The organism is Trichococcus paludicola (assembly GCF_003052295.1).
In the GTDB taxonomy this organism is placed as follows: domain Bacteria; phylum Bacillota; class Bacilli; order Lactobacillales; family Aerococcaceae; genus Trichococcus; species Trichococcus paludicola.
The window spans coordinates 79592-100808 of sequence record NZ_QBLC01000005.1 but is presented as its reverse complement, the minus strand read 5'-3'; the positions used below and the strand labels follow the sequence as shown (position 1 = coordinate 100808).

At 47.1% G+C, this 21217-nt stretch carries 18 protein-coding genes; 1 reads left to right on the top strand and 17 read right to left on the bottom strand.

What is annotated here, in order from left to right; translation table 11 throughout:
* Positions 1-172: 172 nt before the first annotated feature.
* The 5 genes from C7R56_RS08470 to C7R56_RS08450 all read right to left on the bottom strand — a co-directional run bounded on the left by C7R56_RS08470 (position 173) and on the right by C7R56_RS08450 (position 8386).
* Positions 173-2365 (bottom strand): glycoside hydrolase family 3 N-terminal domain-containing protein, encoded by a 2193-nt coding sequence (locus C7R56_RS08470; RefSeq protein ID WP_199903015.1) that lies wholly within the window; start codon positions 2363-2365, stop codon positions 173-175.
* A 17-nt stretch (positions 2366-2382) separates the two neighbouring features.
* Positions 2383-4032 (bottom strand): glycoside hydrolase family 43 protein, encoded by a 1650-nt coding sequence (locus tag C7R56_RS08465; protein WP_107996099.1) that lies wholly within the window; start codon positions 4030-4032, stop codon positions 2383-2385.
* Positions 4029-6515 (bottom strand): glycoside hydrolase family 2 TIM barrel-domain containing protein, encoded by a 2487-nt coding sequence (locus tag C7R56_RS08460; protein WP_107996098.1) that lies wholly within the window; start codon positions 6513-6515, stop codon positions 4029-4031. The genes C7R56_RS08465 and C7R56_RS08460 overlap by 4 nt, the downstream gene beginning before the upstream one ends.
* 403 nt (positions 6516-6918) lie before the next feature.
* Positions 6919-7584 (bottom strand): beta-phosphoglucomutase, encoded by a 666-nt coding sequence (gene pgmB / locus C7R56_RS08455; protein ID WP_107996097.1) that lies wholly within the window; start codon positions 7582-7584, stop codon positions 6919-6921.
* Positions 7585-8041: 457 nt separating this feature from the next.
* Positions 8042-8386, bottom strand: a complete 345-nt coding sequence (locus tag C7R56_RS08450; RefSeq protein ID WP_199903014.1) for a winged helix-turn-helix transcriptional regulator — start codon at positions 8384-8386, stop codon at positions 8042-8044.
* A gap of 136 nt (positions 8387-8522) precedes the next feature.
* Here C7R56_RS08450 and C7R56_RS08445 point away from each other — a divergent pair, with 136 nt between their 5' ends.
* Positions 8523-9392 carry an SDR family oxidoreductase gene (locus tag C7R56_RS08445; RefSeq protein WP_107996096.1) on the top strand — a complete coding sequence of 290 codons (870 nt, stop codon included), beginning with the start codon at positions 8523-8525 and terminating at the stop codon, positions 9390-9392.
* A gap of 123 nt (positions 9393-9515) precedes the next feature.
* On the opposite strand, the gene C7R56_RS08440 is transcribed toward C7R56_RS08445, so the two are convergent.
* The 12 genes from C7R56_RS08440 to C7R56_RS08380 all read right to left on the bottom strand — a co-directional run bounded on the left by C7R56_RS08440 (position 9516) and on the right by C7R56_RS08380 (position 21216).
* Positions 9516-9884, bottom strand: a complete 369-nt coding sequence (locus tag C7R56_RS08440; protein ID WP_106450137.1) for a YccF domain-containing protein — start codon at positions 9882-9884, stop codon at positions 9516-9518.
* Between the two features lie 356 nt (positions 9885-10240).
* Positions 10241-11074 (bottom strand): PTS system mannose/fructose/sorbose family transporter subunit IID, encoded by an 834-nt coding sequence (locus C7R56_RS08435; RefSeq protein ID WP_107996095.1) that lies wholly within the window; start codon positions 11072-11074, stop codon positions 10241-10243.
* Position 11075: 1 nt separating this feature from the next.
* Positions 11076-11909: a PTS mannose/fructose/sorbose/N-acetylgalactosamine transporter subunit IIC gene (locus tag C7R56_RS08430; RefSeq protein WP_086629850.1), complete on the bottom strand. Its 834-nt coding sequence runs from the start codon at positions 11907-11909 to the stop codon at positions 11076-11078.
* Positions 11910-11933: 24 nt separating this feature from the next.
* Complete coding sequence (locus tag C7R56_RS08425) at positions 11934-12428, bottom strand: PTS system mannose/fructose/N-acetylgalactosamine-transporter subunit IIB (protein ID WP_086629849.1); 495 nt, start codon at positions 12426-12428, stop codon at positions 11934-11936.
* Between the two features lie 14 nt (positions 12429-12442).
* Positions 12443-12868, bottom strand: a complete 426-nt coding sequence (locus tag C7R56_RS08420; RefSeq protein WP_107996094.1) for a PTS sugar transporter subunit IIA — start codon at positions 12866-12868, stop codon at positions 12443-12445.
* Positions 12869-13134: 266 nt separating this feature from the next.
* Entirely contained in the window at positions 13135-14418 is a 1284-nt protein-coding gene (locus C7R56_RS08415; protein ID WP_234402615.1) for an ABC transporter substrate-binding protein, read from the bottom strand.
* A 1-nt stretch (position 14419) separates the two neighbouring features.
* Complete coding sequence (locus tag C7R56_RS08410) at positions 14420-15100, bottom strand: response regulator transcription factor (RefSeq protein WP_107996093.1); 681 nt, start codon at positions 15098-15100, stop codon at positions 14420-14422.
* Positions 15093-16391, bottom strand: coding sequence for a sensor histidine kinase (locus C7R56_RS08405; RefSeq protein ID WP_107996092.1), 1299 nt, complete (start codon positions 16389-16391; stop codon positions 15093-15095). The genes C7R56_RS08410 and C7R56_RS08405 overlap by 8 nt, the downstream gene beginning before the upstream one ends.
* Positions 16391-17347: a sugar ABC transporter substrate-binding protein gene (locus C7R56_RS08400; protein ID WP_107996091.1), complete on the bottom strand. Its 957-nt coding sequence runs from the start codon at positions 17345-17347 to the stop codon at positions 16391-16393. The genes C7R56_RS08405 and C7R56_RS08400 overlap by 1 nt, the downstream gene beginning before the upstream one ends.
* 274 nt (positions 17348-17621) lie before the next feature.
* Complete coding sequence (yghU, locus tag C7R56_RS08395) at positions 17622-18410, bottom strand: glutathione-dependent disulfide-bond oxidoreductase (RefSeq protein ID WP_107996090.1); 789 nt, start codon at positions 18408-18410, stop codon at positions 17622-17624.
* Between the two features lie 733 nt (positions 18411-19143).
* Positions 19144-20160 carry a LacI family DNA-binding transcriptional regulator gene (locus tag C7R56_RS08385; protein ID WP_107996088.1) on the bottom strand — a complete coding sequence of 339 codons (1017 nt, stop codon included), beginning with the start codon at positions 20158-20160 and terminating at the stop codon, positions 19144-19146.
* Between the two features lie 36 nt (positions 20161-20196).
* On the bottom strand, positions 20197-21216 hold the full coding sequence (locus C7R56_RS08380; protein ID WP_159072208.1) for an aldose epimerase family protein: 1020 nt from the start codon (positions 21214-21216) through the stop codon (positions 20197-20199).
* Between the last annotated feature and the right edge of the window lies 1 nt (position 21217).

The following is a 21217-nucleotide window of genomic DNA, read 5'->3' as shown; positions in this document are numbered from 1 at the left end:
CTTACCAAACGACCATGTTATTATTTACTGATAATCCGACATTTTTTAATATACATCATTTTATTTTAGAAAGGGTTTACTTTGTTGTTTTAAAAACTTTTCCCGATTAGAAAGTTTATATTTGAAATGAAAAATAAGGCGCAGCCGATATTTCTTCAGCGCGCCTTCTCCATTAACCGAACGAAAGATAAGTCGTTTCCGATAGGGTGTCCCTGGAATTTCCACCCACAAAAAACGTGAATGCGCCCACCTCCAAAGTATAATCCATTTTCCGGTCATAGTAGCCCAATTTTTCGAAAAGCACTGCAAATCCCATCGTAATCGATTCCCCAGGCTGAAGCAAGACCTTCTTGTAGGCTTTCAACTGCTTGACCGGTCGCGCCCGTTTGGCCACTTTATCCTGCACATAGCACTGGACGATTTCCTCGCCTGCACGCGCGCCGCTGTTCGTGACGGTCACCGCGAGACGGACAACATCATCCGTTGTTTCCACTTGCAGATCGCTGTAGGAAAAAGTCGTATAGCTCAGGCCGTAGCCGAACGGGTACACAGGTTCAAGCGGCGTGTCCAAATATTTTGATGTGAATTTGGACTTACCTCCGGGACGGCCGGTGGAAATGTGATCATAATAAAGCGGGCATTGCCCGGTTGCGAACGGAAAGGTTGTGGTCAATTTTGCGCTCGGATTTACAACGCCATAGAGAATATCCAAGATTGCGTTCCCGGCTTCGATTCCCGGATGCCAAGCCTCAAGGATGGCGGGCACCTGTTCCGCAACAGTCGGAATCGCCAACGGCCTGCCGTTGAACAGCACCGCAACAACCGGCTTTCCTGTCTGAATCAGCATTTCTGCGAGCTCCAACTGAATGGCCGGCAAGGAGATATCCGCCTTGCTTGCGGCTTCCCCGCTCTCTTCTTTTTGCTCGCCGATAGCCAAGATCACTACGTCCGCGCTTGCTACTGCCTTTTCGATTTCATCCGTTGCCACGCTCCCGTCGACGATGCCGGGATGATACGCGTAGCGGATACCCTGTGCATCCATTGCTTGAGCCAAGCTGAAGCAATCATTTTCCTGCGCTCCGATTGCCCAAGCGCCCGTCATCTGGCCCGGATCGTTTGCAAGCGCACCGAAGACAGCGATTTTTTGCTGCGGATTAAGCGGCAAGATAGACTCATTTTTCAACAGCACCATCGACTTGGTCGCCACTTCGCGGGCAAGCGCCCGGTATTCCCGCTTCACCAAGGTCCGTTTTTCTTTGTCTTCATTCGTTTGATATGGATTTTCAAACAAGCCCAATTCGATTTTAAGCTTCAGGATCCGGTAAACGGCTTGGTCCAACAATTCTTCAGCGATTTCACCGGCCTCAATCAAACCTGCAAGATTCTCAGCATAGACGTTCGAAGTCATGTCCATATCGATTCCAGCCCGCAGCGCTTCTTTGGCCGCCGCTTGTCGATCCGCCACGACTCCGTGGTTCACGCATTCAGCGATGGCATTCGCGTCGCTCACGGTGATACCGTCGAAGCCCCATTCATCCCTCAAAACATCCCGCAACAGCCATTCGTTCACGGTGCACGGCACGCCGTTCAGATCGTTGAACGCCGGCATAACCGCACGCGCTCCGGCATCGATGCAGGCTTTGTAAGCAGGCAAATATTCTTCCCACAACCGCTGCTCGGACATATCCACCCGGTTGTAATCCTTACCCGCTTCACCGGCTCCATATGCCGCAAAGTGCTTCAAGCAGGCTGCCATCGCGTCCGCTTGCGAGAGGTCCTCGCCTTGAAATCCTCTTACTTTGGCTGCCCCATAGTCCCCATTCAACAAAGTGTCCTCACCGGCGCCTTCACTGACGCGTCCCCAGCGGGCATCTTTCGCGACATCCACCATCGGGGCGAACGTCATGTGAATGCCCGCTGCTGTCGCTTCTTCCGCAGCCATTCTGGCCGTTCTCTGCCATAGTTCAGGATCCCAGGCGCAACTTTCAGCCAACGGGATCGGCGTCACCGTCCGGAAACCATGGATCACATCATAGCCGAACAGCAAGGGAATCCCCAAACGGCTTTCCTCCACGGCGATTTTCTGGAGCCTGTTCGCGGTCAGGGCATCCCCGACGCCATTGTACGAACCGATTTTCCCGGCACGCAGATTATCCTCATGAAAATCTTTTTCGGCGGTGCTCATCAATCGGCCGAATTCTTCCTGACTGATCCGGCCATCGAACATCATATCAAGCAGTTCCTCGAAACTGACTTCAAAAGCTCCCACCAAGGAAGGCCCGCATTGCTGCAGCTGTCCGATTTTTTCCTCCAAAGTCATTTCGCCGATCAAGGCATCTATTTTTTGTACCTGAACATCCATCATCGTTTACAATCTCCTTCTCATTCGAATCCCTCATAAATGAAGGTCTCGAAATCTGCATACTTTTCCTTCGTTTGCCCGTTTCCGGAAGCAAACATACCGATATAGACACCTACAAAGCCGCCCGCTGTTTCCGAACCCAGGAAGGATCCGTCCACCTCATCCGCAACCGACTGCATTTCGTCTGCGGCTGGCCCTGCGGAGAAGCTGTAGCGCGAGCCGTTTGCTTTCACTTGCAGCGTAAATTCCGATTGCGTCGGAGCCGCAACGACTTCGCCCAGCTGCGCTTCGGTGAAGTGCTGGATGCCGGCTTGATCACAATGCGAAATAACCAGGATACAACGCACGACCGGATTGCCCTCTTGACCTTTCGCGATTTCCAGACGCAATTGGTTCGCGTCGTTCTGCAGGACGACGATGCCCGCCGTTTCGTTTTCCTCCGGCGAAAAACGGACCGTGACCGTTGCCTGGAAATCCAGGTGCTGTTGGCGTCTGCCGACGAAGCTGATATTCTCTTTCGTTTTGCCGATCTTCGAGATGCGGCTGAAGACGCTCCCGTCCGTATTGTCGAATTCCCATGGGACCAGCGCATTCTTCAACAGTTTCAAGCGCAAACGGCCCGCATCAACCTTGGCGAAATCTTCCCGGGGCGTGCCCAAAAAGTTCCACTCAAAACCGAGTTCTTCTTCAAACCTCTCGACGACAGGCTCCTTGAAATCATTGACTGCGTGCCCAACCGGTTGCCAACTCGGCAGGCCCGGGGATGGATAGCTCCACTCCAATTTGCCTGTGCCTTTGCTGACGACGGGCCAGCCATCTTCCCACACGACTGGAACGAGAAAGGTTTCGCGGCCCAACAGTTTATGTTGCCCCTCACTCAAGCGTGAACCGAGGCAAACCATATACCAATCGCCATTTTGCAATTCGACCAAATCCCCATGGCCCACATTCCAGATCGGATAGCCTTTCCCGAGGTGGCGATGAGTGAGGATCGGATTCCCTTGGTGGTTCTCATATTCCCCGAAAATGGATTGGCTGCGGCTGATCGTGACGGCATGGAAATGTTCCGTCCCACCTTCCGCGATCATCAAATAGTAATAGTCGTCTTTCTTGTACAAATGCGGACCTTCCGGAGCTTCAGCGTTTACCTGGGCCCCGGTCCCGATGATGTGGCGCTCGCCGACCAACTCGAAAGTGGCCAGATCGATTTCGGAGCACCAGATGCCTTGCCTGGACCCTGCTTCATCATCAAAACGGGTCGTCCCTGTGTAGTAGCATTTTCCGTCATCATCCCAGAACAAGGAAGGATCGATGCCGTCCGCGCCCTGGATGATGTGCATGTCCGACCAAGGCCCGGCAGGATCAGTGGCGGTCACGACAAAATTGACGACACCCATGCTCATATTGGTCGTGATCATATAAAACGTGCCGTCATGATAACGGATTGTCGGGGCAAAAATGCCGGCCGAGATCATTTCATGCGTCAGCGGCAACTGTTCAGGCCGATCAAGCACGTGCCCGATTTGTTCCCATTGCTCCAAATCCTTGCTGTGGAAGATCGGCACGCCCGGAAAGTAACTGAAACTGGAAGTGACGAGATAAAAATCATCTTCGACCCGGCAAATCGACGGATCCGGGTAAAAACCCGGCAGAATCGGATTCCGGATCATAGCTTCACCCTTTCCGAAACGCGCAGTGCTTGTTGATCCAATTCCAAATCAGCTAGCAACAGTTTCAGCGATTCTGCAACGCCGTTCTCATCAGTAAGGGTCAAGAAGATGTTTTCTGCATCGGCAGTCTTTTTGAGGATGATCATCGCACGGCCAAGGAACGTTTGCGTCACATGCTTATCAGGATGGGATTCCGGTTTCGGATTGCCGTTGCCAAAGCCGACGAGCTCCGCGTCACCGGAAACCGCCAAGCGGATCGTCTGATCAGCATCCGCGGCCAAATTTCCTGCCGCGTCACGATAGGCAACCGGGACATAGATGAGTTCATCCATGATTTCCTCGGCGCCAAAGACAAACTTGCAGTCCTCGCCGGCTGTCGTCAAGTCCATCCGGCCGATCTCTAGACCGTTTTCGTAAGCGACAGCTGTCAGGGTGCCTGGCTCATAAGTGGTTTCGAAAAGCGCACGATAGCCTACAGCTTTGCCGGAAGCTTGTTTGCCCAGCGATTCCCCGTTGCGGAACAGTTCGATTTCCGTCCCCGGCGCATACACTTCCACGATCACCGGGTTCCACTCGCAGCCGCTCCAAGTCCAGCTCGACACGTTATCGCTCATGATCCATGGCGTTTTGATCAGATGTTCGCCGTATCGGTGAGGATTTTGGACGGTGATATACGGATTTTTCCGCAGCCCAAAAACGATTTCGCGAAAATAGGAGAGCGGGCGGCGGATGCCGGTGATGTCGAAATCACCGACATAAGCCAATTGACAAGGGAACTTGGCCCCAAAGCCGCCTTCACCCCACTGATAAGCAGGCACGCCGACGCCAGCTTCCCCCAGATAATCCCAGCCGGTCCAAGTGAAATCGCCGATCACTTGCGGCAGTTTTTCAACCAAGTCCCAGTTGCGGGCGATTTCAGGCGGGTACGTTTCGCTGCCGACCATGATGCGGTTCGGATAAGCTTTGCTGTCCCCTTCATAACGGGCAGTCATATAGTTGTAGCCCGCGATATCCATCGGACTGCAGGCCGTTTCCAAACGTTCCGAGATGGCCGGATGCACAACGATATCGTCCAGATGGCCATCCATCAGCGTCATGAAATCATTGACATTGCCTTCGATTTCGCCTGACTGTTGCAGATCGGAAACAACGTCGCTCACGATCTGATCGACTTTATCACCGGCCGCAAAGACGCCATTGATGCCCGCCAACGTGAAGCGGGTATCGTCCAATTCTTTGATCTTGGCGCACAGTTCGTGGCATACTTTCGCTCCATGCGGGGTCCCGATTTCCGGTATTTCATTGCCGACCGAATAAAGGATGACGGCTGGATGATTGAAATCCTTGCGGACCATCGCTGTGACATCTTTTTCCCACCATTCCTGGAAATAAAGGCCGTAATCGTAGTCGGATTTCATCCGGTTCCACATGTCGAATGTTTCGTCCATCACGTACATGCCTAAAAGGTCGCAGGCACGCAGCATCGCAGGCGCCATCGGGTGATGGGACATCCGGACTGCATTGAAACCAGCTTCCTTCAGCCGTTTGATTTGACGGAATTGGGCATCCTCGTAAGTGGCTGCACCAAGCAGACCGCTGTCGTGATGGATGCAGGCGCCGCGGAGTTTCACTGTTTCACCATTCACACGCAAACCGCGCTTCGCATCCACCTGCAACGTCCGGATACCGAAAGTCGTCTCGGCTTCATCCGCCAATTCCCCATCCACGTACAGATTGCTTTCGCATGTATACAGGCTCGGATTTTCGTCCGACCAACGCTCCGGGTTATCCACTGTCACGCGCTGTTTGATGATGCGTTCCTCTTGCTCAAACAACACAAAAGGCGAGCGTTCTTTCGCCACTTCATTGCCTTCCGCATCGCGGATCACGGTTTCCAACACGACGCGGCTTGGCGCATACTTCCGTGTCTTCACTTCTGTCGCAATATCCAGCACTGCCAACGTTTCATCGGCTTCTGCCGTTTTGATCTGGACCCCTTCTGGAACCAGATGCGTCACATCCGACACAAGCAGGTAGACATCCCGATAGATTCCCCCGCCCGAATACCAGCGGCTGTTTGTCATCGCGCCATTGCGGACTTGGACACGGATTTCATTTTCTTCTCCGTAGCGGAGAAAATCATTCAGCCGCACATAAAAAGTTGAATACCCGAACATATTTTTACCGGCCAACTCGCCGTTTATGTACACCATGGCGTTCATATACACACCTTCAAACTTCAGGATGACCGTCTTTTCCTTGTAATCAACCGGAGCATGGAGCGTCTTCACATAGTTATAAAATCCGCCGTCGTAATAGCCTGTGTTACCGCCGTTCAGACTGTCCGCATGTGCCTTCTTTTCGAACATCGCATCATGCGGTACCGTGATTTCCTTGGCTGTTTCCGGCACATTCCATACCAACGCAAAGGAGTTCTTGTCCTCCCAGAATATCCACTTGTCATTAAATTTTTTCTCTATCATTTCATCCACCCTCTCCAGTATACGCTTTCATTTGTGGGTATCCCCACTCTCACTTTACAGTTTAATCATATCCCGCAACAGATGCCATGCCATTTGATAGTGTATATCCGACATTTTTTAAGGTATCCGCGGGAACTGGTGCTTTTCTCCGGTGAGCGCCCTTCTCAACGGAGGTGCGGTTACGGTAATCTGCTCTCCTCCTGCGAGCGAATGTTGGTCGGGGCTGGATGCGTGGTCAGATGCTGTCCTCCGACGAACAGGGGCTCGTCGGAGGTGAAAGAATTCCGCTCGCGTCTGCTCCGGCGAAGCCATCCCAGCAAATCCGCCCCAAAAAAACGACAACAAAAATAGACTTGCCGCCTGGCAAGTCCACTTTTATCGATCTCTTAGAAGTTCTGATCCGTTATTTGTGGCTTTTCGCCCATGCTTCCTGCAAAACCGCGAGCGACAAATCCGCAGTGCTCGGCAGCACACGGTCAGCCAGAGCCAAAACCTGTTCATCGCCAACCGCTACCGCCACGATGCCGGCAGCTTTGATCGCTTCAACGCCTGAAGCCGCATCTTCGACTCCTACACAATCGACCGGATCAACACCCGCAAGTTGGGCGCCCGCCAGAAAAATGTCCGGAGCCGGTTTGCCAGCCTTAACAGTTGCGGGATCGACGATGCCATCAAAATAAGCACGCACCTGCAACAGATCAAGGATTCCTGGAGCATTCTTGCTTGCGGAAGTCACGATCATTTTTATGCCGGCAGCTTTCAGTTCCTCCAACAGCGGAATGATGCCCGGCAAAATATCATCCGGCGTCATTTCCTTAATCAATTCCAAATAATGGGTATTCTTTTTGACGCATAATTCATCTTTTTCGGCTGAGGAATATTTATCCGCAACCCCGCCTTGCGTCAATATGCGCTCCAGCGAATCGATGCGGCTTACCCCTTTCAGCTCCTCGTTGAAAGCCTCATCCACTTCAATGTCCAGCTCCGCTCCCAAGTCGCGCCAAGCCAAAAAATGAAACTTCGCCGTATCGGTGACCACACCATCCAAATCAAATAGTACCGCTTTCATATCTCCATCCCTTTCGTCTGCATTTCTGCCTCAGTTGCCTTAAGCTTAAAATTAGTTCAAAGGATACGCAAGAAATAGGGCATTGTCAACGGATGGCTTAGGGAGTCAATTATTTTACAATCAGGTATCCAACTGGCCGCCAATTGACTTTATTTGTTTATCCAATTCGAAAATGATTTCGTTATCATTTGCAAAACGGATGCACCGCACGACCAATTCCTACGCCAAAAAGCTACCTCTATTAAGATATGTCATCTATTTACATCCAATCCAAAAAAACGGGAACTGATCCGTCTGCAGCAAGTCCGAAAACACCGGATCCACCACAGACAATCAATTCCCGCTAGAAACCGATAAATATTTTTACATAATCACAACCGCCAAATCCTGCCTTCAGCTGTTACGCAACCCGATAGATTTCCGCTCTGAATGGTATTGCCGCCATCACCGCGGAGTTTTACTTGCTCACCAAATTTTTTTTACTCCACTCGCCCATACTATTCAGAATAGGGATAAAACTTTGCCCCAAAGGTGTTAAGGAATATTCTACTTTCGGCGGAACTTCCTTATAGACTTCTCTGTGAACCATCCGGTCTTCTTCCAATTCTCTCAATTGCCTTGTTAATATCCCTTTTGAAATATTCGGCAACAACCGTTGAAGTTCATTAAACCTTCTCGTCTGCGTGCTTAAATTCCATAATATGATGATTTTCCATTTCCCTGCAATGATGTCCTGCGTTTGCGTAACGGGGCAAACTTCTATTTGCTCCCCTACAGGTTCACCAAACCGACTTCTTGCCATAATAAATGCCTCCCGTTCCTGATGGTACTGTTTTTGTGACTAGGTTATAAAAAAGTGCCTACTTCCAAAAATCTGTCTAGTACTATACTATTAGTTTACATTAAATAAGTAAACAAAAGAATTGGAGAGATGCAGCATGAAATTATTAGTAACGGGAGCAACAGGAAAATTCGGTACGAAGGTTGTAGAAACGCTTTTGAAGACTGTACCAGCCAATCAACTGGCTGTCAGTGTTCGTAACCCAGAGAAAGCGGAAGAATTAAAGGCTCGTGGAGTGGAAGTCCGCCAAGGGGATTTTGATCATCCAGAAACATTGGATGCTGCTTTTGCAGGTGTTGATCGTTTGTTGCTTGTTTCTGCGGATGGGGATAACGAAACAAGAATTCGTCAGCACGCCGCTGCAGTAGCTGCGGCAGAACGCGCCGGCGTCGGTTTCATTGCGTATACCAGTTTAGCGAATGCCAAAGAAAGCAAAAACTTATTCGCGCCAACGCACCAGGCCACCGAAGAAGCGATTTTGAAAACGGGGATCCCCTACTCCTTCTTGCGCAACAACTGGTACTTGGGGAATGAAATTTCAAGTATTCAAGGCGTCCTGGCAGGAGCTCCATGGGTCACATCAGCAGCAAACGGCAAGGTAGGCTGGGCACTTCAACAAGATTATGCAGAGGCTGCGGCTGCTGTACTTTCCGGTGACGGGCACGAAAATACAATCTACGAGCTTTCTGGCAAGGTATTGACTCAGGAAGAAATAGCAGCAGCTCTCGGAAGTGTATTGGGCAAAGAAGTCATTGTACAACAAGTTGATGACGCTACTTATGCTGATATTATGCAGGAGGCTGGTGTGCCGGATTTCGTTATCCCTATCCTTGTTGAAATCCAAAGAAGCATCCGCGAAGGTTCATTGGATGTTGAGAGCAATGATTTCGAAAAACTCCTTGGTCGTCCAGCAACCCCAATCAATGAGGCTTTGACTCAAATCGTTAATGGAATTACGCAAAATTAATTAGTGCATTGAGCCCTAAAAATGAGGTCCTCTGTTCCCAGTGATTGACTGGGAACAAAGGACCTCATTGCTTTTTAAAATAGAGTCTTCGGTAGCGTACTTATCCAACAATGATATTGCAGATTACGCAACCCGATAGATTTCCGCTCCGAACGGCATCAATGCCAACTTGGCATGCTTGAAGTGCTGCAGCCCAAACGGAATGCCAACGATTGTCATGCAGAAGATGACGCCCATAATGACTTCTTCGGCTGCCAACGCCAATCCGCCCAACACCATCCAGATAATGTTGAATATAAACGATGTGCCGCTTTCGCTGATGCGGATTTCCCTGCCGAACGGCACTGCCGCCATCACTGCGAACTTGAAGCATTGCATACCGATAGGAATCCCGACGATGGTCAGGCACCATAGGATTCCGATAACGATCCAAGAAATAAAACTGATGAAACCACCCAATACAAACCAAATCAGATTCATTAAGAAATTCATGATCCTTCCCCTCTCTTTCCCTTTCATTATAATCCCTGCTGCGCGCAAAGGCATCGGTCCAAGTACTGAATTTTTCACCCCTAGTCTATGATTTGCTCACGATTTGCTCACGGTCTGTCCTCCGGTGAACGCAGGCCTCGCCGGAGGTCACCCAACATTTCGTCTTTCTTCTCCGATAAGGCCAGCTTAGTCGAAGATGGGGACGAAAGTTACCGCTGTCCTCCGGGGAGCGAAGCTTAACCGGAGTTGACGACCGTTTCAAACCGCGCTCCTCCGGCTACCAGACACATCTCCTCTGCTCTGCTCCGAAAAAAGAGCCGCCTCGCAAAGAGACGGCCCCACAATATTTCTTAATATTAATAAGTCAATCCTGGGTTGAAGAATCCGACCAAAACTCCGACAAAGGCAACGACTACCAAAATCAACATTACTTTGATTGGTGACATATTCTTTTTGGAAAGCAAATACCAGCAGCCTACCACAAACAGAGCAGTCAATAATCCAGGGTATACGGAATCGAATTTGTCTTGCAGCGTCAAGAGGCTATTGCCATCCGATCCAACTAAGACGAACGAAGTTTTAACACTTACCCAAGTAGCAGCAACAGCCCCAATGACCATTCCGCCTAATAAAGTAATCGATTCACGTAATGCCAAACCTTGTGGTCCTACCAAGAAATCGACAGCTTTACCGCCTACTTCAAATCCTTTGAAGTAAAGAAATTTCATTCCCAAGTAGGCAATGATGTTCCACACGATTATGTAGAAGATTGCGCCTAACGGTGAACCATCAGTAGATAATCCCAGTGCGATACCTAATAGAATCGGAATCAGAGTTCCAACGATCAGGGAATCACCGATACCCGCCAAAGGACCCATCAGACCAGCACGTAAACCATTGATTGTTTCGTCATCAACATCCGCTGCCCCATTGGCACGAGCGACTTCCAACCCAGCTGTAATACCGACTACCACTGTACCGATTTGTGGTTCAGTATTGAAGAAGGCAGTATAGGTTTTCATCGATCTTTCTTGATCTTCTTTTTTATCATAAAGTTCTTCAACGATTGGCAACATCGAACATAGATATCCAAATGTTTGCATATGTTCTTGAGAGAAACATGTCAAGTTTCCGTAATACCAATTGTGGAAAGATTTATTTAATGTTTTTTTGCTTAATTCCTTAGCCATCTTAAATGTCCTCCTCTTCGTCGCCGCTCACTGATACCATTCTTTGCAATGACAGCAGTTTGATACGATAGTTGATTAATGCAAACATAGCCGCAACCACTGTCGCTGAAACTAAGTTGATCCCTAATGACGCAGCCAAAGTAAAGCCGAAGAAGAAGGGAATAAAGTCTACTGCTTTCGTAACGATTTGTTTCAATAGAATCGCAATACCGACGCAAGGAAGCAAGGATCCGACTGTGAATAAGGTTTTCATTGCCAAACCATCCATCGGTAAGGTTGTTTTGATTACCTCTACAACATCAGCTCCCAATTTACACATGATCAAGGTTGGGATAAATGAGAAGAAGAAATGGGAAATCCAAGGCAAGCCCATGTTGACTGTATATAACTTATGGAATTCACCTTTTTCCACCGCTTTCCAACCGATGTGTTGCCATGCGAGGTTAGCTGTTGCAGTTCCGTAAAATAATACGGTACCCAATGTACCGACCATTGTACCGAATGACGTAGCTAATGCTGCACCTTCTATGCTAAGAGCCGTCAAACCATAGCTTTTTAAAGCTACCATCGCAAGCGGAATACCGATATAACTGACTGCTCGAACGTCAGCTGAAACTGTTCCACCAGGAGTGACCAATGCGATGTACACGATTTGCATTGCTGCGCCGACTAAAATACCCGTTTGGATATCTCCTAAAATAATACCTGAAACTAAACCACCGATTAAAGGACGACCTAATGTATAATTTCCGAATGATGTACCACCTAAACCAGGCATACTTGATAAGCAGGCGAACAGCCCTAGCATAGCTGCTTGAATCCAACTAATTGTCATAATTTCTTCTCCCCTTTTGTTTTTTTATTTAAAACCAAATTTGCTTCTGAAGTTTTCCCATGTTCCGATTGAAACATCAGGCAGTAAGGCAAATTTAATTTTATAACCAGCTTGATACATTGCTTCAAAAGCCTCTGCTTCTGCTTGTGTGATCGATTGGTTATTCCCCAATTTCGTAGCACCTTCACGGTCATTGCACGGACCTACGATCACAGTATCGATTCCGGGTTTGAATTTTTGATCCACCAAAATCTTTTTCATGTCCAAAGGATCTTTGGTGATCAGGAAATATCGATCTTTACTGTCCAATACTTTTTGATTTTTTTGTTGCCATTCCTCATTTGTCCAAATGAACGTTTTTAAACCGCTGGCACTCTTATAGGCCGCTTTTAGAACGTCGCTCTGAGCCGCCTTATCATTCACAGCTACCAACCCGTCACAAGGGAACTCTTTTGCCCAACGCGTACATGTTTGCCCGTGAATCATACGATCATCAATCCGAATAAATGATACTGTCATTTTTCTTTCCCCCTCTAAATTTCGTCGTCTTCTTCTGGTTGTTCTAATTTGAATTCTTGCAAAGCTTCTTTCGCTTCAGATACGACCGTAGCAGTAAAAGTTTCTTTATCCAAGCTGTCTTTCATCAAAACTGCCGTTAAAGCCAATGGCAAGTTCATGCCGCCGATAGTGATTGTATTGGCAAGTTTGCCTGCATCCGCTAAAACATTCAATGAAGTTGTCAAAGGTGAACCGCCTACAATATCAGCAAGCAAGATGATTTCATCATCCCCAGTCACAGCTTGAATGCCTTCCTTGAACATCAAAGCAAACTCATCTGCTGTTTTACCATCAGGCAATCCAACTGCGATTACATCATCCCGTTTTCCAGCCAGCATATCCAACGATGTCTTTAAGCCCGTCGCAAAATCACCGTGGCTTACCAGAACCACATATTTCAAATTATTTTCCTCCTTCGCGTATATCAATTAACCTCTAAAGAATAACACCCATTGAAGCGCTTGCATCGTGTCGAGTGTCAACACATTCATGTGACATTTGACATGAAATAATTAAAAAACTGTTCCCCCAGGACTCTTGTTGAACCGAAAAATAGCCCTGCTGCGATAGGACATTCCTATCGCAGCAGGGCTATTCGTATTGCAATATCTAGTGGATTACTCAGGCCTAACAGACCTCATCCTCCGGGTGACATTTGTCATTCCGCTTATTTCAATTGATTGTCAATTTCTCTTTCGATGTCGACCAGCTCATCCTCGATCCGATTTTCATTCAATGCATTCGTGATCAAATAATCGCATCTTTCGATGACATTGTTGTACTTTTTGAATTTCGGTTCAATGACCGCATTTTCGATAATATCATCCAACACAGCTTGTTTTAAGGAATAATTGCTCATGGCATCCTGATCCAGCAACGCTTTCGTGCTGTCGCTCGCCATCACACTCTTCAAAGCTGAAGCCCCTTGCGAATTTTCAAATAATTCCTGCTGGATCTCTTGGTCGATCGTTAAGGTTTCCAGAAACTCAAATGCCAATTGCCGCTGTGTCGTTTTGGAACTCACGGCTATCAAAGAGGTGGCTATTTGAGAAGTTTTTTGATTAGCCGTTGTCCCTGGCATCGCTAAGCAACTCCACTTAAAGGTAGAATATTTGCTGACGCGGTAAGGGTAAGGCTGATACGTCCGATATTGGGCAAACGTCAACGGGTAAAAAGCGACATTGCCTTTATCGAAATCCTCCGACGATACTTGATAGCCTTTGTTCAGATCCTTCAGTTTTTGAACATAGGATAAGGCTTCCCTTACATCGCTTTGATTCAGATTACTTGATGCACCCTCCTTATCAAACAGACTGATGCCATAACCGTTGACCGCATCTTGCCATTTGAAACCATAGGATCCATATTGATCAATCGTGCCATCATTATCAGTATCTTTCGTTACTTGGGCGCAGATTTGATAAAATTGTTCAATCGTCCAATTGCCCTCAGGTATGGTAATGCCTTCCTTTTCCAATAAATCGCGATTGACAAACATCATGGTCGGGTTGATTTCATAGGGTAAGGCATATTGCGTGTTTTGGTAACCGCCCGAATTAAGAGCGCTTTCATAGAAAATATCAGTGCTTACATTGTTGGCTTTGATCACATCATCCAACGGCATCAAAGCCCCTAAGGAAGATAACCTATTGAAGTCTTCAGATAAAACCATAAAGACATCCGGTTGGTCCCCGCTGGCGATATTGGAAGCTAACCAGGCTGAATAATCTTGTTTCAAAATGCCGCTCTTATATTCGATGGTCACATTAGGATGTTCCTTTTCGAATTTTTCAATGGCATCATCGATCACTTTATAACTTTCCGCATTGTAGACATCCCAATTGCTGCCTGTGAACATCCCCAACGTAATCGTGATTTCCTTGCGAGAACTGACAAACAGATAGATCATCAATAGACTGCAACCTATCAAAGCGAGGAATAGCTTTTTCATCTTAGTCATGCTCATTACCGAAATCTTTTGTTGTTTGACCCGTTTGGACTGCCCAAATAGCCAGTTGTGTCCGATCCCTTAAATCCAATTTTGACAAAATGGTACTGAGATAATTACGGACCGTCCCCTCTGATAAGAATAACTTTTGCGATATTTCTTTATTGGACAGGCCGAATCCCACTTGTTGGATGACCTTCATTTCACGGTTTGAGATATCCGCAACATTTTTATCGTCCACTTGGATCGCATAATTGCTGGTTGCCATTTGAGAGAATTTTTTGAAAACTTTAGTGGCGATATCCGGGTTGATCATGGCGCCCCCATTGACGACGGTCAGAATGGCTTGGTGCAGGCCGTCCATGCTGACCCCTTTCAACAGATAACCGCTGGCCCCATATTTCAAAGCACTGAAGACAAATTCATTGTCATCAAAAGTAGTCAGAATAATGATTTTGATGTCAGGATATTGTTCCTTGACCATCTTTGTGCAGTATACGCCATCCATCTTGGGCATCCTGATGTCCATCAAAATAAGGTCCGGATGGCATTTTTTGATGCTTTCCAACACTTCAAAACCATCAGCTACGGTTGAGACAACTTCAATACCCGGTTTGGTCGATAAGACAATTTCCAGGGATTGTCTTATCAACTCTTGATCATCGGCAATCATTACTTTAATCATAATTTATTCCCCTTTCGATCGGTATTTCTATGGCAGTTCTGAACCCGTTCTCGCCAGAAAATCTGACCGTCCCATTTAAAATAGCTACGCGTTCACACATCTGTTTTAACCCATAACCACATTTGATATTTTCACAACCCGTGCCATTGTCCTGAATGATGATGACATATTCATCATCGTAGACGAACATATTTATCTCGATCTCCGTGGCATGCCCGTGCCGCAAAGAATTGGTAATGGATTCCTGGATCATCCTGAAAATGATATCTTCTTTTGTATTATCAATATCAACATTATCCCATTTGTAATGTAAATCTATTTTCAGATTCGACACACCTGCATATTCGGCGATCATTTTGGTTAACCCATCTTTTAGCGTGCTGTCTTCCAAAACGCCCGGGCGCAATTTATATAAGGAACGCCGCACATCTTTGATGCCCATTCTGACAACATCACTGACCAGCAGCAATTGCTGTTTCGTTTTTTCCGGGTCAATATCAATGATGGCAATGCAGGCATCGACGCCCGCCGATATTCCGGTTAAAGCATGGCCCAGCGTATCGTGTATTTCCCTGGAAATTCTTTTCCGTTCATTGTCTTCACCGATTTTTTCAGTCAAATTGGCATAGTTCTTCAATTCGACATTTACGCGTGAGACCATCGCTAGTTGTTCTCCGAACCGCTGTTTTTCTCTTTGTTGGACAAATAAGGAAGCCGCCAGAAAAGAAATGAACCCGACGATATTCAGCGAGGTAAGGATATTTCTGAAAAGCAATATCAACGTTCTGGCTCCGCTGGGATAAAAATTGATATAGGTTTCAATGGATGGCATTCTGACAATGAGCGAAAGAATGGCATAATCAGAGATTATCAATAGGCCAAAGCTGATGATCAGCAGTGCCGGCCAATATTTGATGTTTTTTGTATTGTACAGAATATCAGCGAATACCAACAACACGATGCCATTGTAACTGCCGTTCAAAACGATTATCAACATTATCATTACGATAACTTCCAGATAGATCAACCAGTAAACAATATAACTGTCTTTCGTGCGGAAATACATGCTCGCCAGCAATATCAAAAACAACAGTATCGCCCCAAAAAAAGTCTTTTCCGGCGCCGGAGGGACATAAGACAGGTTTTCCAAAAAAGCAGAGGCATACCCATGGGCTTGCAAATATTTGGTCGAAAGCAAAAAGATGGAAGCATTGAACAAAACAATAATGAAATTCAGCAGCAATAAGGAATTATGAATATAAGCTATATGCTTCGTCTCTAAATTGATCATTATTGCCACCCCGAAATGTCATATTCGCTGATGTTGTTCTTGGTTATTAAGCTAACCGGCACAACAATCGACTTTTCATATTGTTCATTATTAACAATTTTATAGGCTGCTTCAATCGCTTTTGCCCCCATCGTAGTAGGCGATTGTGCTGCAGTTCCCTGGACTTCATCACTGTCAATCAATAGTTTTTTCATATCCGGTGAACCATCCACGCCATAGACCAGTACTTCATGACTGATTTGTTTATCTTTTATTGCCGCCAAAGCACCTAATGCGCTAGGATCGTTTAAAGCCATAACAACATCGAAATCGATTTTTTTATCAATGATTTCCATCATTACGGGCATCGCGACTTCCGTTTGGCCCAAACACTCTTCACTTGCAACAACGGTATAATTATCATTATCTTTGATTGTATCCAAAAAACCGTTGATCCGGTCAACAGACGATAAAGCAGCGCTGTGTTTTAACAGCACAATCTTTGCCGAAGCCAGATTACGCATCATATCCTTGGCACATTGCACGCCGGCATCATAATTATTGGACAAAACAGTCGTATCGGCAATGGTATCGTCATCCAGCTGCGCATCAATGACAATGATCCTGATGCCTTCTTCTTTGGCTTTTTCCAAAGAATCATTCACTTTAGAATAATCAACCGGGTTGATGATCAATACATCAATCCCCATCTCAATCAAGTCATTGATTTGTTCGTTTTGTTTATCGACATCCAAAGCCGGATCACGGGTATATAAGATATCGCCACGATCATTGATTTGTTTTTCTATTTCATCTGTTATGGCCTTGTAAAAGCTGTTATTCATGGTCATATAAGTAGCGCCAAAAACAATTTTTTCACTGTCGTATCTGACAAATTTATAATTATAATAGATGGATGAAACCGCGATGACACAAATAGAGACAATTACAACCATCATTTTGTTAACATTCCGCATCCCATCACTCTCCCACCTCACAGTCTATATACTTTTGTCACGTATGTAAATTGACAAAAGTAATTAATTTATGCGGACGCTTTCTGAAATTGCTGACCGGATCATTCTCGGAATACAAAAACCATCAACTCTCATAGGAAAGTTGATGGTTTATTTTTTGAGTATTTTCTCCTCCCGCTCTTCCCTACTCAACATCTTGATCGGTTCTCCGCACTATGTCTAAATGAGGTTTAGTGCTACCTAAGGAGAAAACTCAATGATTTGTTTTCTTGAACTACTTCTCAAGCGGTTGAGACTCCGCTGCCAGACCTTTTTGAACGCCTGATCGTTCTGCAATGCGCTGAGCCCATTCCAAGAGATGAGGGTATTCATCCAGATTCAAAAATTCATAGGATCCTTCATATAATTTTCCTAAAGCTAAACGACCGTACCAAGACCAGATGGCAATATCTGCTATGGTATAGGCATCACCAGCTATATAAGGTCGTTGCGCTAAGGTTTTATCGAGTAAATCCAGCTGACGTTTCGTTTCCATCGTGAAGCGATCAATCGGGTATTGCATAGGCTCTGGAGCATAAGCAAAAAAGTGGCCAAATCCTCCACCAACATAAGGGCCTGCTCCTGTTTGCCAGAATAACCAATTAAGGGTTTCGGTCCGGCCATGGATATCAGTCGGAATCAGTTGATTAAATTTCTCCGCTAAATAAAGCAGAATGGAACCTGATTCAAAAATTTCCAAACGCGGACTTTGACTTTGGTCAACAAGGGCTGGAATTTTAGAATTAGGATTGATCTCGACGAAATCCGAACCAAACTGGTCGCCTTCCCCAATGTTAATAGTGTATAAGTCATAATCTGCACCCTCTACACCCAATTCTTTTAGCTCTTCGAACATGATCGTAACTTTAATGCCATTCGGTGTTCCTAATGAATAGAGTTGGAACGGAGCATCTCCGACTGGTAATTTTTGTTCGAAACGACTGCCGGCTGTTGGACGGTTTCCAACTTTATTTGAATTCTCTTCTTCCCACTGCCATACTTTTGGTAATTCATATGCTGTCATCCTACCACTCCTCATAATACTAATTATTAGTAACTTCATCATACTACTCATGCACCAAAATGCCCAAATTTTAGCTTATTGACTTATGATACGGTTACAGTGCTATATCCAACTGCCTCATTATAATTGCTGATATCTTTTTACAAGTCGCTTATTCGCTGCTGATTTCATTGAGTCTTCGACTACCTTTTATGGAAAATAAAAAATGGCTAGCTTAAGTCCAGTTAAATACCGAACTCAAACTAACCTTTAAAGGTAAGCACCCTCACTTAAACTAACATAAGGGAGCTTAAGGCCTTCCCGGTCATCCGAAAACCGGATGATTATTATTCCAACTTGAGCCACTACCCGGAAATAGACGGTGTGAAATTGACCGAGTTCGAAAAGGTTTTCTTTGTGAATGAAACTTCCACCATCCTGACGATGCTGAAGAATACGGATGTTTTCCGGTTTGGCCCCGGAATCAGCCAGCAGATTTTCTGGAACACGGCATCAGAACCATCCCTATCGAAAATTACGACGTCCTCATCAAAATGGGCTGGATCAAAAGAACAAGAGAAAACATCACCCCGGAAGCCCAGCAATTCCTGAAGTTCCTGACCAAATCATTCTCAGATAATATATAAGGCACGCTTAGCTATGCCCCCAAAACAAAAACAGCAAGCCCCCTAGTCTCCAATCGGATATCGGAAATTAGGGGCTTGCTGTTTTAAAGAATTTATCTATTGAGGACTTACTCTCCCCGCACCCGCATAACCGTTTCTCTTTCGATCACTTCATGCGGCACGATCATTTTCGGCAGCAAGGCGCTCGGTTCGTTGAGTTGGCGGATCAGGAGGGCGGCGGCTTGTCTCGCCAATTCCTGGACATGGATGTCGATTGTCGTCAGGAATGGATGGGACAGGGTCGCAAAGACGGAATTGTTGAAGCTGACGAGGGAGATGTCATCCGGCACTTTGTACTTGTCCAGCTGCAGATACTGCAGGACCCGCAAGGCCAAACGGTCATCGCCGACGACAAGTCCGGTCGGTTTGGTCTCTTCTAGGAACTCTTGGAAAGCCATGAAATTGTCCGGTGTTTCGAAATAGAGTTCCGGATGGACGGCCAATTCGGCGTCGCGTAAGGCATCGGAATAGCCTTTATAGCGCTCCTTATCGACCATTTGGGAAGGCGTCAAACCGACATAGCCGATCCGTTGGTGCCCATGCCGGATCAAGCAGTCAGTCGCAGTTTTGCCGGACAGGCGATTATCGTTATCGATATAGATCGTTTCGTTCTCGTAGACATCGGGTTTCCCCAGCAAAGCATATGGGATCTTTTCCTCATGCAAGAACTTGCGGATCGGATCCTTTGCCTCCGAATACAATAGGATGAAGCCGTCGACCAGTTTGCGTTGGTGCATCAGGCGCACGCTTTCCTTCAGTTCTGCCATCGTTTTCCCGGTAGCCAAAGAAATCATGTATTTCTGTTCATTGCAGACGACGCCGATTTCCTGAATCATCTCCAGGAAGAGCGGGTTCTGCGCAGGATTTCCCATCGTCGCCACCGGCAGGATCACGCCGATCGTCTGCGTGGACTTATTGGCCAGGTTCTGGGCAGCGAAGTTGGGCGTGTAGCCCAGTTTCTGCATCGCTTGGCGCACTTTCACTTTTGTGTTTTCGCTGATCAGCGGGCTGTCCTTCAACGTGCGTGAAACGGTTGAAGTTGCGACGCCCGCTTCTCTGGCGACATCTTTTATCGTAACTGTCATAGGCATTTTCCTCAGAGTTCATTTTGTATCCTAAGATTACCATTTAAAAGTGTAATTTTGAACCCTTATCGCCAAAGTATTTGGCGCCAGGACGATATTGTCCCAGCCCAGATGATGGATGGCATCCGGCATTTCCTGCGCTTCAATCGCCAACCCCAGATGGCTCCGCATCGGGCGGCCATTTACAAGATACGGTTCGTTCATGTCCGTCGTCGAAAAAAGCACAATGCTGCTGCGGTTGCTGGACAGTTCCATTTTCCGGCCGCTCCCCTCATCATGGAGGATCAGCTGCGGCTGTCGGTTCGGCTGCATCAGGAAAACATCATCGAATCCTTCTGGACGCTTGCGGATGGCTTTGCGGATAACTGTCGCTTCGCGGAAATCGAAAGCCGTCCCCGCCACCGCTCGCTTCAATCCGGTCGGGAGCTTGTCAGCATCCAACTCCAGCACTTCCTCACAGGCCAGCTGCAAAGTATGACCGGTTATTGAACGTTTGGCGTCGCCACTCAAGTTGAAATAAATATGACTGGTCGGATTGAACAGCGTTTCTTCAGGGTCACAGCTGACCCCTTCCATCGTGATCGTCAGGCATCCTTCTGCATCCAAAGAATAGCTGACTTTCGCCTGCAGTCGGCCGGGATAGCCGACCACTTCCCGAGTTGATTCCAACGAGAAAGTGACGGTTATGGCTTCTGCCGTCTCTTCGGTCGTAAAGTCCCAGAACTGTTGGCCCCAGCCGCTATTGCCTCCGTGGATATGGTGTTCGCCGGCATTCTGTTCCAGCTGCACCGCTCTCCATTTGCCTCCGGAAATCCGGCCGGCAACCGGGCCAACGGTGGCGCCGAAGGAAGCGCGGTCGTTTCCGTAGGCTTCAGCATCAGCCAAGCCTAGGACAACATTTTCACTATGGCCTTCCCGGTCCGGGACCAGCAAACGGATCAGCCGGGCACCGTAGTTGATGCAGCTGACGGACATCCCGTTCGGCTGGCTCAAGGTGATGCGCATGACTTTTTCCGTTCCGATGCTGCCCCATTCGCGGATCGTTATGCTGCCCATT